This is a genomic window from Prochlorococcus marinus str. MIT 0912 (genome assembly GCF_027359595.1).
GTDB classification, from domain to species: domain Bacteria; phylum Cyanobacteriota; class Cyanobacteriia; order PCC-6307; family Cyanobiaceae; genus Prochlorococcus_B; species Prochlorococcus_B marinus_C.
This window is the reverse complement of the sequence record NZ_CP114783.1, coordinates 620125-636785: the sequence shown is the minus strand read 5'-3', so window position 1 is coordinate 636785 and position 16661 is coordinate 620125. Positions and strand designations below refer to the sequence as shown.

The following is a 16661-nucleotide window of genomic DNA, read 5'->3' as shown; positions in this document are numbered from 1 at the left end:
TTAGATTACTATTCTTTAGAGATTATATTTCTCAGAAGCCTTATCTCTACAGTAAATACGTGAGCTTTTTAATGAATTTCCAGAATTATATTTTTTAAAAAAGCAATCACATGTAAAATCACTAATTTCATTTATATTCTTTTTGTTCTTGTTATTAAGTTTTGATTTTAATGTTGCAATACAGAATTTATTAATAAGACTATTTTTAGTACTAATTTTTCTTTCCTGAGCCACCAAATTGATACTCATATCTATAATAAGGAACGTGATCATGCTGCTGAATAATAATTTGCTAAGCATTTTATTGATTGTTTTTTCTATTAGTCCGCTCTGTTTATTTGTAATTCCCTATTCATTACTTTGACTTTCTTTAGAGCTTGAAAAATTTTATCAGGCATTTGTTTTGGCAAGTCTACTAGGCTGTAATTTTCAAATATTCTTATTCTGCCTATAGATCTTCCTTTTAGTCCGGCTTCGTTTGCAATTGCTCCAACTAGATTTCCAGGCTTAACTCTATCTCGGTGCCCAACTTCAACCCTGAATCTGTCCATATCATCTTCAAGCCTGCTGTTATCAAAATCACCTCTTCGACGTTGTTTAAATTTATTGTCTCTTCGATCATTTCTTGTATTCCTTTGAGCTGATTGCCTGATCCAATCCTCATTCCCATTCTCAAGTAGTGCATTAAAACCGATTGCTAAATTTAATGCGGCAAGTGTTAAGTCTTTTGGATCTATATCTAATTCTTTTTCAACATTTTTTATTAATTCTTCTAAAATATTAGCCTCTTCAGGGTTATCTCTCTGTGTTGTGGCAGCTTTTACTAATTTTTCTTGTAGCTTCTTAATTCGGTTCCTATTGATTAGTTCATTGTCTGGAATATCCATTTTCTCAATTGGTTGACCTACAGCTCTTTCAAGATTATTTAAGAATGATCTTTCTCTTGGGTTAACAAAAAGAATTGCTTCACCATTTCTTCCTGCACGACCAGTTCTGCCAATTCTATGAACATATGCTTCGCGATCAAATGGCATGTCATAATTAATTACTAAACCAATTCGATCTACGTCGAGTCCCCTTGCTGCAACATCTGTAGCTACTAAGATATTTATAGAACCCTGTCTTAATCTTTCAACTGTTCGTTCCCTTTGATTTTGAGGAATATCTCCATTTAAAACGGCTACATTATATCCAAATGATTCTAATTTTTCAGCTACTACAATTGTAATAGCTTTTGTTCTAGCAAATATTATTACTCCTTCTTCTGATACAGCTTCAAGTACTCTTTGAAGTGCATTAACTTTATAAACATTTTGAACACTTATATACCTTTGCCTAATAAGTCTTTCCTTTAATTCAGTTGCTTTTATAGTTATTTCCGCAGGACTATTTAAATATTTTTTTGATAATCTTCTTATCTCAGATGGCATCGTCGCAGAGAATAAAACTAGCTGTCTTTCTTCTGGCAATTGCTCTAAAATCCACTCAACATCATCAATGAATCCCATCCTTAACATTTCATCAGCTTCATCTAGAACTAAACAACTTAAATGGCTAGTATTGAGAGTCTTTTGGCGCATATGATCCATTACTCGCCCCGGAGTCCCTACGACTACATCAACTCCCCTCCTAAGAGTGTTAATTTGATTTCGGAAATCTGAGCCTCCATATATTGCAAGTACTTTAAAATGAGGATGACCAGCTGAATATGTACGAAATGATTCAGCTACCTGCATAGCCAACTCGCGAGTTGGAGCTAGAACTAAAACTTGTGGGTGTCCAATATTTTTTTTCAGTCTTTCAAGGATTGGCAACGCAAATGCAGCTGTTTTTCCTGTACCTGTTTGAGCTTGTCCTACTAAATCTCTACCAAGAAGTAATTCAGGAATTGCAGCTTTTTGTATCGGAGTGGGTGATGAGTATCCTTGATCAGAGATTGTTTGAATTAGTTCTTCACTAAAATTAAATTCAGAAAATCCATTTTCTGGATTTTGATCACCTTCATCCAATATTTCCTCAGTAGATTCTGTGAGATCATCTTGATCTTCTGGACATGAGGAATCCTCATGTAAATCTTTATTTGTCATCTAATAATGGTTGCCTTTTTGTCCTTCAAATTAGGCAGGCAACTTCCGATCGGTTTATAACCGTGCTTTGCTGACTCGCCTTGTTAAAGGGATTATATTGTTCATTTTATCATCTCAAAAATCCTTTTAGGAATAAGTTGATCACATCATTAAAAGTCATCTTCTTTATTGGTAATTACCAGTAATTGTTTTTTTGCACGAGTTATTGCTGTATAAAGCATTCTCTTTTCATTATCATCAGAATAAAAATTTTTTAGGGTATTCTTTTCTGAAATTTTTGAGGTGCTTGGCCAAAGTAAAAGAACTTGATCAGCTTCACTTCCCTGCGCTTTATGAATTGTCATTGCATATGCGGCATCATACATATTTAATCTTGATGGGTTTATCAATCGAGTTACTAGTCTTTGCTCCTCAGAAAAAACATTAAATAAAAAACGTCTTGCCTTCCCTTTGCCAATAATCACCCCGACGTCTCCATTCGCTAAACCTATTTCAGATTGATTACTTCTAGCCATGATTGGTGTTCCCTGCTCCCAATTGTGTACTTCCTCTTCAAATGTTTTTCCTAAAAGGAATTCGTGTATTTTTTTTACACCCCAGGGCCCATATCTTTGCGGACAAAGTATAAGCAGATTATCTATGAATCTAAAGAGTTTTAGTATCTCAACTGATTGTTCTACCTCAATCATGCTTGATTGCCATGCCTCATTAGGAATATAAGTAATACAATTTTCTGTTAACTCTTTAAGTTTCTTTCTATAGTTAAAAAGAGTACTTAGTACGGGATCAGGAATACTTTTTAGGGATGAAAGGTGTTGCCTTGTATTTGATGAATGTTCTTTCATTGAAAGTAGATTCCAAAAGGCATCTACTCCTTCATCTTTTAATGTATTTCTTAATAAAGCAATATCTCCTTGGTTTCGGTATGACTTTGTTAGTTTGACTGAGTTTGATTGAAAATTTGATGTTGTTTCTTTGTCGTGCAAAATTTGCCATATACCAGCACTTCCTATTGGTAATAATTGGTTAGGATCACCTACCAAGATTATCTGACAAGATTTTGGCAATGAATCGAGCAAACCATTGATAGTTGATAAGTCAACCATTGACATCTCATCTACGACTATTAAATCTAATTTCAGGAGACGTTTAGAGTTTCTTTTGAAGCCATTTGGACTTGCTTCCAACCATTTATGCAATGTTTTAGAAGGAATATTAGAAAGCTTATCCTTTATAGGATTATCAAAATTTTTGATACCGGCTTGTATAGTATCTTTTAGTTTTTTTGCTGCTTTCCCTGTTGGAGCAGCCATTGCGATATCAAGAGTCGGATTTCTTTTTAGTGCTTGTAAAAGCATTTGCAGGATGGTACTAGTCTTGCCTGTGCCTGGGCCACCACTTAATAAGATGATTTTCTCATTCTCAACAAGGTTAACAGCTTCTATTTGTTGCATATTTAGATGTTCTAAATTCTTCGAATTAATTCGAACAGATGATTCTTTAGATAGGGGTTTAATAGGTTTATTCCTTATAAGTAACTTATGAATGGTCTCAACTATCTCATCATGTGTTCGACGCCAACTTATCAAATCTCCATTTAAAACTATTGGGGAGTTATCTCCTTTAGTCCAACCGCTTTTTAATAAGGCTTTCTTATGATAGCTGGGCCAGTCTTTATATTTAAGTTCAACATTCTTAGGGATTTCTCTCATGTCTATATAAACATCACCTCTTGATAATGCCTCCATTAATACATTTACAACATCAATTAAAGCTTCGTTAAACTCTATCGGTGGAAAATAGCGAGCCAGAGTAGTTAATAATGATTTGCTTAAGTCAGGTGAAAACTTTTTTTTAAATTGTTCTTTCATTTATGTGGTCTTTTAATCAATAAATCTAATTTTTTAATTCTTGCAAGAGGAGCAGATTCGATGATTAAGCCTGGAGTCCTTTGAGGATAATTATTTTTTTCTAAATCTCCTTTATCTGGGATTCCTCTTAAAAAAACGTAAATATAACCTCCAAGATGTTTTTGAGGTGAATACTTGGGGAGTCTCCAATTTAAAAATCTATGTAATGCAAGTAAATATATATGAGCTTGAAGTGGGTAGTGATGATGGTACATTTCTTCATCCATGTGGGACATCAAATAATTTGAGGGGCCACAAGAGAAACCATCCTCTTTTGATAGCGGACTTCCTAGCCAGTTACTTTTCCAATCTAAAACCCACCATTTAGCAATTTCATGATTTGTGTTGTCTGCAAAAACTTGGTCTATGGATCCGGTTAAGAAACCGCTGCTATAGATATTTAGATTCATTAGTTTATTTATATAATCAGGGCCATATTTTTTTTGGACATCTTCTCTAAATATTGATGATAGTTCGAGAGTATTAATTGGATTTGTTTCATGACAAATTGGAATGTCAAATTTTAATTCTTTGATTGAGCTTTTAGGGGGTAGATTTTTCAGTTTAAATTTACCTAAAGGACCTCCAAGGGGGATGGTTGCAAGTCTTTGTAATAAAATATTAATTGGTTCAATAAATGAATTACTTATATTAGCTATATTTAATTCTTCTTCTATTATAGATGAAATTTTTGGTTGATTTTTAATATCATTTAAATCTATTCTTTCAAGTATTTTATGAAGACAAGTTCCTGCTATAGGACCTCTTGGAAAACTTCCAATAGGACTCTCTTTTGACCATATTTGATCTTCTGATTTGTCAATACCATGGTTTTTATCGGTCAATAATTTATCAATTTTTTTTAGAGATAAATACTCAACATCATCTTTAAATTCAAGATCTTCATTTAACTCATCAGATAAGTATATTTGAATTGATTCATCATTTTTTTGTGATATCCATTTTGAAAAACTATACCGTCCCCAACTATTCTCAAACGTATGGTTAGGACTTACTCCAAGTGATAATTTGACCTCACTTTTAGGTTGAGTCCATGTTTTATTATTTTCTATTGATTTTACATCTTGAACATCAGCTTTTAGGCCCCTTTCCTTGAAGGACTTTTCCATCATTTCTTTTGTGTAGTCTTCTATATTGAGATTTATTAATTTAGATCCAAATAAAAATCCTGAAAGAGGGTTCCCTTCTTGACCAGCAGCCTTTGCCCAAAGGATTATTAATTGTTTTTTAGCTCTTGTAAGAGCAACGTAAGCTAACCGCTCTGCTTCATTTAATGATTCTTTTCTAATTAACTCTTGATATGAACAATATTTTTTATGCCATTTATACTTTTTAGAAATGAGTAGATTCTGTTTGTCTTTCCATAAATGACTTTTTTTGTCTGGAGGTTTTTGCCACAAGTATGGACAGATTACTATTTTAAATTGAAGTCCTTTACTCTTGTGAATTGTAATTATATTGACGGAGCTATTACTAATGGCGCTGTTTGGTTGATATTCTTCAGGTACTGGCTCAAAGGACTGGAACCGTTGACCACTAAGCCATTGAGATGCTCTTAGTGCATTGAATTCCTGTCGATTGATCTGCTCGTCTAATATCTGAGCGCTTTGATAAAGATCACCTAATAAAGTCCCTCTATCAGAAAGGTCGGCGATTGATTTTCCTTCTAGAAAGTTTGATAAACAGCCTTGTAATCCAATCTTTGGAAATGATTTAGCAAGTTCATAGAACTTCGAAGATAATGAATCAAAATCACCATTAATTTTTGATTCATTAAGTTCTTCCTTTGTCCATTGCATTAGCTCAGAACAAGCGAGTAGGGCAAGCTTTTGTTGATTATGTGGACTGACTATGCAGTTAATGAAAATCTGAAGGATTTGGGCACCCTCTCTAGTGAATATGTTTTCATTGCTTAGAAGTTGTGAAGGGATTTTTATTTTTGATAAATAGCTATGGATGTTTTTAGCTTGATCGTGTCTATTGACTAGTATGCAAATATCTGAGGGGGTTATATCTTTGGCATTATTGCTTAAAAGTTCTAACAGATACGATCCAATAACTTTCGGAATTTTATCTTCTATTTTGCTTTTTGATTCTAATTTTATTCTTTGTATGTTTTCTTTTTGATTATCATCTATTAAGTTTATTATTTTCAATGGTTCTTTTATTCCATTCAGTTTTAGTCGATCTTCTTTTGAACAAGGATTAAGTTCTTGTGTTGATAGCTTTGATTTAGTTAAACCATCAAGAAATAATTTATTGAGTACTAGAATTAGAGATTTTGTACTTCTATAATTCGCATTCATTAAATCAATTCGATCACAAGCTTCTCTGGCCTTCATATATGTATTTAAGCTTCCTCCTCTGAAACTATAGATTGCTTGCTTTGGATCTCCAATCATTAGCAATAAATGTGTTGATCGATTACCAAAGGCTTCCTTTAGTAATCTTAACTGGACTGGATCTGTATCTTGGAACTCATCGATTAATGCTACTTTATATCTTAGCTTTAGGTTTTTATAGATATTATTAGGATTGCCTTTATAATTATTACTATTTAATTTTTTTGGATCTAGTAATTTAAGTAAATCAGAGTAATTTATCAGACCTTTTTTAGATTTTCTTTTTTCAAGCTCTTTTTTGGTCCATAACAAAGCATGTTCCCAAACAAATTCACCCGGACTATCATATAAATCTCCTATAATATCAAGTATTGAATTCATTTGTTTTGAACAAGAATTAATTCCATACTTAAAATCTATTTGGTAAATATTTTTAGGATGATAATATTTACTTATAAGACTTTGATTTTGAATATCCTCATACGATGGTCTTTCTATTGATTTATACTTTTTAATCCAGTTACTTAAAAGTTCATAACGATTTTTCCTAGGCTTGGATGAGTATGGCTTTGTATCTGTAATACCTTGAGATTTTAGATCTTTTGCAATATCTATGAGACTATCTTCTAGTTGTTTTCCCTTCTCTTGCCAAATAGTTTTAAAATCTTTCCATAAGGATCCAATATAAAAGCTTAATTGATTTGAAAGACTTCCCTCTATTTTAAGTTCATTAAATGTTTGCTTGAAATTATTATTCGGATCATTATCTAATGTACTTAGAACTTGAATTAAATTATTACGATTGAAATTAGTTTTAAATATTCCTTTTAATTCTGAAATTTCTATTTCTAGTATTTGTGTTTTCCAATATTCCTCAACAATTTCATTTATTAGTGAATGTGAATCTTTTTCGATGGTTGGATTTAAATTATTACCATTTTCAATAGCTTCTCTACGAAGAGTTTTACTGCAAAATCCATGAATTGTTGTTATATCTGCATTGTCAATTCTCTCTAATGCCTCTAGTAATAGGGAGGCTATGTATAAACCTCTATCTTTAGAATTTATATTTAATTCTACCCATTCTTCTAAAACGTTGTCAATCTCATATGATTCCAAGTTTGTATTCTTTGATTCAATTATTTTTAATGCTAAAATCAGTCTTTCAATGATTTTTGCTTTAATTTCTGATGCAGTCGCGTCTGTAAAGCTAACAACTAGTATTTCGTTTATCGAATATTCTTTTTCAGTCAACAACCTTAAAACAAGGTGAGCAAGAGAGAATGTTTTACCTGTTCCCGCACTTGCTTCAATAAGACGCATCCCATTTTCTAAGGGATATTTATTAGCCTCAAATATCTTTATATTATCCATAATTATCTCATCAACATAATAATTAGTTCGAAACTTAGACTTATTTTCTCTATCAGTAATTTATTCTTATAATTTAAACGATTTATGACTAACATCTTATGATCTCCAATCTAAATAACTAATATTTTTTATAATAGCTGGTACCTCTTTGATATATTCTTTGTATTCTAGGAATTTAACTTTTAGACTTTCTTCTTCTTTTAAGGCTTTTATTTTTAAAACGTAAGCCAATGATATTAATAGAATTAGATGTATTAGACTCAATGAAAAAATACATATTCCTAACGAAATAAATAATAAACCCTTATATAGAGGATGTCGAACATCTCGGTACGAATTACTTTTTATTAGACTCGATTCACTCATCGGATAGGGCAGTGGTGTAAGATTTTCTCCTAAATCTATGAATGCCTTAATCACAATGATTAGACCTTGAACTGAAATTAGTAATCCAATAATGATTAAAGTTGTGTTTATTGAAAATGCTATGTTCTCTACCTTTGGGTAGGGAGGTAATAAATGTAGAAGGATGAGTAATATTTGGAAAAATAAATACCACTCTCCTTTTGTATTTTTAAATATACCCTGCTTGGTAAATCCCCATTTTGATAGGATAGTTTTACTATTCATTAGTAGATTGATTTTATTTCGTTTCATTTTAGTAACTAGATTATTTGCTATTTTTCAGAAGTGGTTCATAAAGACTCATTAACACTTCGTTAAATGATTCAAAATCTAAAAAGGTAGAAGCTTTACATTCTTTGCCAAAGCAAAGTTCCATTGTTAATTGTTCTCTTTCTCCTTGCATATATAAATGACCTTCCCATTTTTTTCGGAATAAATCTATCTCATTCTTATTCTGTTCGTTTTTGGCAAAGGCATAGGCCATTCCACTCTCTGGTGGTATGGGCCAACAATTCTTTCTACCTGCGGTAGCTAATTGATTTATTTTTCTGATAATTTCAGTAGCTTCTTTGGTCTGAACAGGTAATAGTTGCTTGGTTACTTCGAATTTATAATTTTTACTATAATCTATTTTTTTTGAAATTATCAGTGTTTTAGAATTAAATGAACTATTTGCAGATAAATATAAATGATTTAGCCATCCTTTCATAAGATTTTTATATTTTAAACTACCAAGTTCAATTTGTATTAAATTCCCCCCTCCAAAGTAAAATTCACCCTCTAACTCTGGCATCTCTATACTCCTCTTTGTGAGTTCTCCCGTAGAATATATTGCGGATATTAAATTATTCCATCGCTCCTCAAGAAGATCTTCCTCTATTAATCCAGAGCCTTTTGGAGGGAAGACACCTTTGCCTGAAAAGTTCTCTTCCCAATAATTTGTATTATGTTTTATGCCGTTAATCTTTCCAATATCACTATTTTCTAGTCGATATTTCAGAAGTTTATATCTTTCTAATTCTGAGAGTTCGAATAGATCATTTTCTTCAATAAGATTGGAAAACTCTTTTGATTGGATTTCATTATCTTTTAACCATGTTATTTGTGGATTGAGTAACCATTCTTTTACTTTTTCGAAGGAATTAGGTTTTAAGTTGCTTCCGTTTGGTTCTTTCCAATTTATTGGTAATGCTAGTGAGATCTTTTTGGTCGGTATTCCTTTTTCAATCCATTCTCTAGCTTCTAGATTCTTTCTATCACAACTCAAGATTTGTGAACTTTCTGTTTTTATAAAGTTTAAAGGATCAAGAGGATTTGCCGGTGGCTCAATGAGAATATCTTGAAAGGTATTAGCTCCTAATTTGATTTTTAAGTAATTAAGCCATTGTTGAATAGGACTTGGAGGGTCTATGTCTTCTCCTGTCTTTTCATCTTTGGAATTCCAAGAAAGTAAAAGATTTTGACGAGATGATATTAAAGCTTCTAACAATGAATAGCGGTCTTTGTCATATTGGTTAGGGTCCCCAAGTTCTCTTTTCCTGTCTAGAAGATTAAAACTTCTTCTATTATCTATTCTTGGAAAGGTTCTACTTTCTAGTCCCATGACGATGATGATTTGATGTGGAATTGCTCTCATCGGTTCTAAGGCACTGATCGTAATTTTTCCTGTCCTATGACCAAATTTTCCATTTGTAGAACTCAATGCTTTGGTAATAATGTCTTTGACTACCAAACAATCAACTTCTAGTTCACAATTATTTGTTATGAGACCCCAATTATTAACAATATTTAGTAGTTGTTGCTCCTCCCATGCCCATTCACCACCATCCCCAAATAAATCCTTTACGAGAGATGTTATAAGTTTTATCCATTCTTTACATGAACGCTTACTGCGAATCGCATCGATATAATTACAAAGTTTTGAGAGTATACCCCAATTTTTTATAAACTCTGCATTTGAAAGGTTCTCTGAATAAGGTGAGATATTTCTTATCCCATAAATTGGATCATCTGGTAAAACAAGTCCAAGTAGAAATCTTTCTAGACACCAACATAGGCTATGAGCTTCTTCCCCAAACCTTTCTGAGGAATCAAGTCCCCAAGTAAATCCTGCGGACTGAAGGCTTTTAGTTATGTTGTTCACTTCTTCAAAACTTACATGTTGTTGTTTTTGTAAGGCTGGATTAGTTAATAAGCTTTCAAAAACTGATGCGGTTAGACGTGATGTAGAAATCTCTAACAGATTTAACAGGAAATGTATTATACCTACTTTATCCTCTTGACTTTTATCTGTGATTACCCAGGGCAGCTGAGTAGCGTTGTGATCGATATTGTTAAATATTGAGGCAAAAATTGTAGCATAGCTATCAATTTGAGGTGTCATTATTAGAACATCTCTAGGTTCTAGCTTTTTGTCATTGGCAAAGAGCTGCAATATATGGTCTCGTATTAATTCTACTTGCCTATACCTTCCTGGAGATTTAAGGAAAAGTAGCGATTTGTCAGATTTTTCTTTAGTTAAAATATTGTCACTTTTTGTGTATAACAATTCTTGTTGCAGTTGTTCTAAGATGTTGGGCTTATTTCCTTTCTTGGCAGCGATATCTGCAGTAAGAGAATAAATATCTTCCTCATTTCTCTCTCCCAATTGATATTCTCCACTTCCCTCTAGTAACTGTTGAAATTCAGCCCCCATCCTTCCAAGGAAAGCCTCAAGTCTTGGAGATTCTAGTAACCATTGCTTGTCAGGAGGCGTATTCCATTCGTTTCTAAATTGTAGTCTTCTGGTTTCACATCTTTGCCAAAGATCATTACAAGGGGAAATCAGATAAATTTTTATATTAATTACTTTTGAGAATGCCTGAATCAGATCTATTTGCAATGGTGCTAGACTGCTAAGTCCATAAATGTATAAATTTTTTGGGTAATCTAGTTTAGAAATATTATCATTCTTTAAAAAATTGATAGCTTTTTCTGCTTGGATGCAGAAAGGATCTTTATTTATCTTTTTATATAATAAATTGAAAAGTTTTTCTTGCCAAAGGATATTTTTATTAACATTAAACCCTACCGAAACACTCTTTTTATTGTTCCCTAACCATTGTTTAATAATGTCAGGTCTGTAAAGGATGTAGTCATCAAATACTTCTGCAATGTTACTCGCTATATCCCATAATTTTATATTAATTTGCTCATTTTCTTTTTCGTTAATATTTAGCCAGGTACTAATTCCGCCTGCTTCTTTTTCTTTAATTAAGTCTGGTAATAATTCTAATATATTCCAAACAAGATGATTCTTTTCCCATGGATCATTTTCATTTGGATCAATCCCAATAATTCTCTTAACTAACCTTTTAAAATATGTTCCAGGGAAAGGGAATTTAACTAATGCATTAATATTATTAATTATAGAAAGTTTTTCACTTAGCCATCTGCTCGATGGCCATGTACTTACAATTATGTTAACTTCCTCTGTTATTTCAGGAGGATTCAATCGGAGTTCCTGTCCTAGTATATCTGCTAACCATTCAGCTTTATTACTTCGATAAATTGTTAGCAAGAGTAAGGAAGCGATTTGAACATACTTTTAAATTAGGAAGTTGTCTTTCCTTGGATTGATAATTAGGTTTTTCATTTCTTTTACAGCTTGAGATAGTCCAACTGATAGGGCCCTGGAAATAATTGTATGACCAATATTTAATTCTTCAATCCCTTCAATAGCTGCAATTGGTTCAACGTTTTGATATGTCAATCCATGGCCTGCGTTTACTCTCAAACCATATGATTTTGCTTTGGCGGTGCTTTCTTTAAGATTGGAAAATTCTAGTTTTCTTGCTTGGTTTTTTGTGACTGCATATTTGCCTGTATGCAATTCAATCCAGGCTGCCTTTACTTCGGCACAATTTTCTAACTGTGCTTCGACTGGATCTACAAAAATACTTACTGGAATATCTGCATCTGAAAGAAGTTGAATTATTTCTTTTAATTTATTTTTGTGTTTAAGAACATCAAGTCCTCCTTCTGTCGTAACCTCATCCCTGTTTTCTGGAACTAACGTAACCAAATCTGGCTTTACATTAAGTGCTATTGAAGTCATTTCTTCAGTGGCAGCCATTTCTAGATTTAGTCGAGTATGAACAGTTTCTTTTAGAAGATTTAGATCTCTATCTTGAATATGTCTTCTATCTTCTCTTAGATGAACTGTTATACCATCAGCTCCTCCTAACTCCGCTAAAAGAGCCATTGTTACTGGATCAGGTTCAAAGGTCTTACGAGCTTCTCGAACATTTGCTATGTGATCAATGTTGACACCAAGACTTGCCATGATAATTAAAAATATACTTTGATTGTATTCATCAAAATAAGGTTTAGCCGCTGGAGTAACTGCCCAGTAGGAGCATTAATAATAAAGCTTTCGGAGTTAACTTCATTACATAGCTTATCAATGAGGGTTTTTTGCCCCTTCTTCAGAGAGAAAAAAAAATATGCCTTGGAGTTGATCCTTTTTGGAGTCGCTTAGCGATGGTTGCAACGCAAGATATTGCTTTGAACAATTTTTTTCGAAGAAAAATAGTTATTGGTGGTGAGAATTTACCTTTAAGTGGCTCTGTTGTACTTGCTCCTACTCATAGATCTAGATGGGATGCTTTGATGCTGACCATGGCAGCTGGGAGAAGAATTACCAATAGAGATTGTAGATATATGGTTACGCGCTCAGAAATGAAAGGTTTACAAGGATGGTTCTTAAACAGATTGGGATGTTTTCCAATTGATCAAGGAAGACCATCTTTAACTACTCTTAGATATGCAGTGGATTTATTGATTTCAAGTCAGCAATTAGTTGTTTTCCCAGAAGGAAAGATAAATCGATTTGGCGAACCTGTAAAACTAAAAAACGGCTTGATTAGACTGGCACAACTAGCCTCTAACAAAGGTTTAGAAGTTAAAATTGTTCCAGTTGGTTTGGCTTATAGCAATGCTATTCCTAAATTTTATGGATCGACCTCAATTTGTTTCTCTAAACCAATAACTGTTTCAAGAGATTTTAAGCAATCTGCAAATGATTTTAATATTGCCCTTTATAAAAGCATGCGAAGTGCTGAACAATCGGCTTTGTTAGCTGTTGGTAGAGGGTAAGAATAATTTTTGATTTACTTAATTGATTCTAGAGCAGTTACATTGACTTTATATTCTCCTTATTCACTTTAAATTTCTTATTTGAAAATGATTACTGCAAAAGAAGTTACAATTCTAATTAAGCAATCACTTCCTGACGCTCAAATTGATGTGAAAGATATGGGAGGCGGTGATCATCTTGAAGTTAATGTCGTATCTGAGGAATTCTCTGGTTTATCTCTTGTGCAACAACATCAACTTGTTTATGGTGCGTTAAAAAATGAATTGAAAACCGAAACAATTCATGCTTTAGCTTTGAAAACCTCAACTCCTAAATAACTTTTCAGATATGGATTCCACTACTCGTTCAAAAATTGAACTCTTAATTAATTCAAAACCAATATTTGTTTTCATGAAAGGTAATAAGTTGATGCCGCAATGTGGTTTTTCAAACAATGTTGTTCAAATTCTTAATTCATTGGGAATGAGCTTTGATACTTTTGATGTACTTTCAGATATGGAAATTAGAGAAGGAATTAAAGAATATTCAAATTGGCCAACAATACCCCAAGTTTATGTAAAGGGAGAATTTATTGGAGGATCTGACATTTTGATAAGCATGTATAACTCTGGAGAATTGAAAGAAAAATTAGAAGTTGCCCTAGCCTCTTAACTTTTTGCTTTTTTGATTCTTACTTACCTAGGCTTCTTTTTGAAAAAAAAGATTATTAATATCACCATCAGGACCAATAAAGCTTGAAGGATCCATGATCCATCTATCAATTAGTGCTTCTAACTTCTCTTGATCCCTAGAGCCTAATCTGTTGCAATTCCTGAGAGAATGCAAATATCCATCTGCATATATCCTTAGTTCAGATGGACTGTGGTATCGACTTGTTAGCTCTTGACAGGCATCACAAATTGATTGGAAGTGTTTTATTGCTTCTGGAGCATCAAAAGATGTCATGGTTTGCTAAGACACAGACTATTCTTGGTAGTCAGCGTTCGGTTTGCTTTAATATCTTTTCTAGTCTAAGGGTACACTTTTCTGACTTGTGACATTAATACCTGCAGATCAACTTGCTACTGAGCAAATTCAAGGATCTTCATCAGGTTCTTCTCCTATTCAAGGAACCACCCAATCACCCTCCAAGGTGCTTGTCGTAGAACCACATCCAACTCTTAGAACTGTTCTGGTTCAAAGGCTCCGCCAAGATGGACAACTGGCCGCAGCAGTGGGTTCTGCTGAGGAGGCAGTTGACCTTTGTCGCGATCAATCGCCAGACTTATTAGTTAGTGCTGAGCTGTTGGAAAAAAGTTCAGCACTTCGACTTGCACAACAATTAGGATGTTCAGTGATTGTCCTAACTGCAAGAACAGGAGTTGAACCAGTTGTAGGTCTTTTAGATGATGGGGCTGATGATGTTTTGAGGAAACCTTTTGGCCTTGAAGAATTAGCGGCTAGGTGCAGGACTCTGCTTAAAAGAGGGAGAATTGGTTTACAAGAACGCGTCACGGTTGGTCCTCTTGAGGTTCATCTCCTTCTGAGACAAGTCACCTTGCGAGAAAAACCAGTAGAACTTAGTCCCAGGGAATTTGCCTTGTTGTGTGCCTTGTTGATGCCCCCTGGAATGGTACGAAGTCGCCATGAGCTACTTAGAATGGCTTGGCCTCCATTTAGTGGAGGACCTCGTTCGGTTGATACTCAGGTTTTAACACTTAGAAGAAAATTAGAACAAGCAGGTCTTGGTGATGGCGGTGGTATTACAACTGTTCGCCAGCAAGGATATAGGTTTAGTCTTGATAACCTACCGTCATAAATTTATTTAGATTTCATTAAGTTACTTTGGAAGTTTCCAATTGTTTATTCCCAGCTTTGTTCCAATTATGTGAGCACACGCATACCCGCTAAAAGCCACTGCATTTAACCCTTGGCCAGGAAAACAAGAATCACCAACACAATAGAGTCCTTTTATCTTTGTAGTATTAAATGTCATGGGAAGAAGACCAGGCAATCTCATTGAAGGAATTGGCCCATAACTTCCTTTATTTCTGGAAAGAAATCTTTTATGTGTTCTTGGACTCCCTATTTCCTTGTGTAAGATATTTTGACTAATGTTTGGAAATAAATTTTCTAACTTTGAAATAAGTTTATCTCCATCTTCCTTTTTCTTATCAAGATATTCTTGGTTGCTTAATCCCTCCCAACAATTCATTGAAGAAGGAGTAAATGCATGAACAATATGGCTATCTGGAGGAGCTAAAGACGGATCTAATAGAGTTGGGATAGATAGAAAAGTAACTCCTTGTTCTTGTTCCATCTCTTTCCATGCATCTAGTATCAAGTGATGACAATGTGTATTCGGAGGAATAGAATCTTTACTTACACCTAAATGTAGAGATAAAAATGAAGGAGAAGGAATATATCTATTTTTCCATTTTTTCTCGGCTGGTGGAGTTTTAGCTGTCTCTACAAGTGGTTTATCGATTCCCTGTCCACCAAATGTATCCCATCTAGTTGCATTAGAGACTATTGTTTTACCAAAAATTTCTTCACCATTATCAAGTGAAACACCTATTGCTCTTCCGTTCTCGAAAAGTATTTTTTGGACCTTAGCTTTATATCTGATTTCGCCCTTGTGATTTTCAATTCCTTTCACTAGCTTTTCTGCAATAATACCAACACCTCCTTTTGGATAGTTAATACCTCCATAATGTCTATCAGAAAAGACCATTCCAGCATTTATCATAGGTGTTAAGTCGGCGGGCATAACTGACCAGCAAAAACATTCAATATCTATAAATTTTAGAAGAGCCGGATCTTTGATATATCGTCTGGCCACGTCTCCAGCGTTAACTGGCAACCATCTCGCAAGACCCAGGCATGACAGGGGTGATTTAAAAAAAACTTTCATTAAATATCTAGGATCCTCTATAGAAAGTAAAGGCATCGAATCTAGACAATTAAATACATCCCAACAGGTTTCGTAGAAATGATTTATCCCTTTCTCTTCATGAGGAAATAAATTAATTAGCTTGGTGATAAATTTTTTATAATCTCTATCTACTGTAATTTCTAACTGATTAGGTAGATGATATGCCAATTGTGTTGGGTCAGGAATCGTTTCACATTCCTGTCCAACATCTTTTAGAGCTCGCGTTAGTAAATTCGTGTACCCTTTATCACCAAACCCAAAAATCATAGAGGCTCCAACATCAAAAGTGAATCCTTTTCTTTTAAATGAGCCACCACTTCCACCAGGGATTTTATATTGTTCCAGTACAAGAACTTTTGCACCTTTACTTGCTAGTTGACTTGCGGTTACTAATCCACCAAGACCGGAACCAATAACTATCGAATCCCAGTTGCAAGAAGCTTTATTTTTATTTGTTAATTGAGTCATAAT

At 33.7% G+C, this 16661-nt stretch carries 12 protein-coding genes; 4 read left to right on the top strand and 8 right to left on the bottom strand.

Translation table 11 applies throughout. The features are described 5' to 3' along the window. Window positions 1-320 precede the first annotated feature (320 nt). The 6 genes from O5640_RS04030 to O5640_RS04005 form a co-directional block, all read right to left on the bottom strand. Entirely contained in the window at window positions 321-2087 is a 1767-nt protein-coding gene (locus tag O5640_RS04030) for a DEAD/DEAH box helicase (RefSeq protein ID WP_269613363.1), read from the bottom strand. A 149-nt stretch (window positions 2088-2236) separates the two neighbouring features. After that, on the bottom strand, window positions 2237-3958 hold the full coding sequence (locus O5640_RS04025; protein WP_269613362.1) for an AAA family ATPase: 1722 nt from the start codon (window positions 3956-3958) through the stop codon (window positions 2237-2239). Further along, the gene (locus O5640_RS04020) at window positions 3955-7734 is read right to left on the bottom strand and encodes a UvrD-helicase domain-containing protein (protein WP_269613360.1); all 3780 of its coding nucleotides are present in this window, start codon (window positions 7732-7734) and stop codon (window positions 3955-3957) included. The genes O5640_RS04025 and O5640_RS04020 overlap by 4 nt, the downstream gene beginning before the upstream one ends. Before the next feature lie 96 nt (window positions 7735-7830). Then, window positions 7831-8364, bottom strand: a complete 534-nt coding sequence (locus O5640_RS04015; protein WP_269613359.1) for a methyltransferase family protein — start codon at window positions 8362-8364, stop codon at window positions 7831-7833. A 40-nt stretch (window positions 8365-8404) separates the two neighbouring features. Then, window positions 8405-11698: an exodeoxyribonuclease V subunit gamma gene (locus tag O5640_RS04010; RefSeq protein WP_269613357.1), complete on the bottom strand. Its 3294-nt coding sequence runs from the start codon at window positions 11696-11698 to the stop codon at window positions 8405-8407. A gap of 27 nt (window positions 11699-11725) precedes the next feature. Continuing rightward, complete coding sequence (locus O5640_RS04005; protein WP_269613356.1) at window positions 11726-12463, bottom strand: pyridoxine 5'-phosphate synthase; 738 nt, start codon at window positions 12461-12463, stop codon at window positions 11726-11728. A 131-nt stretch (window positions 12464-12594) separates the two neighbouring features. On the opposite strand from O5640_RS04005, the gene O5640_RS04000 reads away from it, so the two are divergent. From O5640_RS04000 to grxD, 3 genes are all read left to right on the top strand, one after another. Continuing rightward, complete coding sequence (locus O5640_RS04000) at window positions 12595-13275, top strand: lysophospholipid acyltransferase family protein (protein ID WP_269613355.1); 681 nt, start codon at window positions 12595-12597, stop codon at window positions 13273-13275. Window positions 13276-13362: 87 nt separating this feature from the next. Next, a complete protein-coding gene (locus tag O5640_RS03995; RefSeq protein ID WP_269613353.1) occupies window positions 13363-13593 on the top strand; it encodes a BolA family protein in 231 nt (76 codons plus the stop codon). 10 nt (window positions 13594-13603) lie between these two features. Next, a complete protein-coding gene (grxD, locus tag O5640_RS03990; RefSeq protein ID WP_269613352.1) occupies window positions 13604-13927 on the top strand; it encodes a Grx4 family monothiol glutaredoxin in 324 nt (107 codons plus the stop codon). 27 nt (window positions 13928-13954) lie between these two features. Here grxD and O5640_RS03985 read toward each other — a convergent pair whose 3' ends face one another. Further along, entirely contained in the window at window positions 13955-14221 is a 267-nt protein-coding gene (locus O5640_RS03985; RefSeq protein ID WP_269613351.1) for a DUF6761 family protein, read from the bottom strand. Window positions 14222-14309: 88 nt separating this feature from the next. Between O5640_RS03985 and O5640_RS03980 the strand changes: the two genes are divergently transcribed. Continuing rightward, entirely contained in the window at window positions 14310-15074 is a 765-nt protein-coding gene (locus tag O5640_RS03980) for a response regulator transcription factor (protein ID WP_269613349.1), read from the top strand. A 21-nt stretch (window positions 15075-15095) separates the two neighbouring features. Here the strand turns inward: O5640_RS03980 and crtH are convergent, their stop codons facing one another. Continuing rightward, entirely contained in the window at window positions 15096-16658 is a 1563-nt protein-coding gene (gene crtH / locus O5640_RS03975) for a carotenoid isomerase (protein ID WP_269613347.1), read from the bottom strand. Window positions 16659-16661: the final 3 nt, after the last annotated feature.

What these genes read in the sequence shown, in the direction of transcription:
- O5640_RS04030 (WP_269613363.1), bottom strand. Translation starts at nt 2,087, where the DNA reads ATGACAAATAAAGATTTACATGAGGATTCCTCATGTCCAGAAGATCAA.
- O5640_RS04025 (WP_269613362.1), bottom strand. Translation starts at nt 3,958, where the DNA reads ATGAAAGAACAATTTAAAAAAAAGTTTTCACCTGACTTAAGCAAATCA.
- O5640_RS04020 (WP_269613360.1), bottom strand. Translation starts at nt 7,734, where the DNA reads ATGGATAATATAAAGATATTTGAGGCTAATAAATATCCCTTAGAAAAT.
- O5640_RS04015 (WP_269613359.1), bottom strand. Translation starts at nt 8,364, where the DNA reads ATGAATAGTAAAACTATCCTATCAAAATGGGGATTTACCAAGCAGGGT.
- O5640_RS04005 (WP_269613356.1), bottom strand. Translation starts at nt 12,463, where the DNA reads ATGGCAAGTCTTGGTGTCAACATTGATCACATAGCAAATGTTCGAGAA.
- O5640_RS03995 (WP_269613353.1), top strand. Translation starts at nt 13,363, where the DNA reads ATGATTACTGCAAAAGAAGTTACAATTCTAATTAAGCAATCACTTCCT.
- grxD (WP_269613352.1), top strand. Translation starts at nt 13,604, where the DNA reads ATGGATTCCACTACTCGTTCAAAAATTGAACTCTTAATTAATTCAAAA.
- O5640_RS03985 (WP_269613351.1), bottom strand. Translation starts at nt 14,221, where the DNA reads ATGACATCTTTTGATGCTCCAGAAGCAATAAAACACTTCCAATCAATT.
- crtH (WP_269613347.1), bottom strand. Translation starts at nt 16,658, where the DNA reads ATGACTCAATTAACAAATAAAAATAAAGCTTCTTGCAACTGGGATTCG.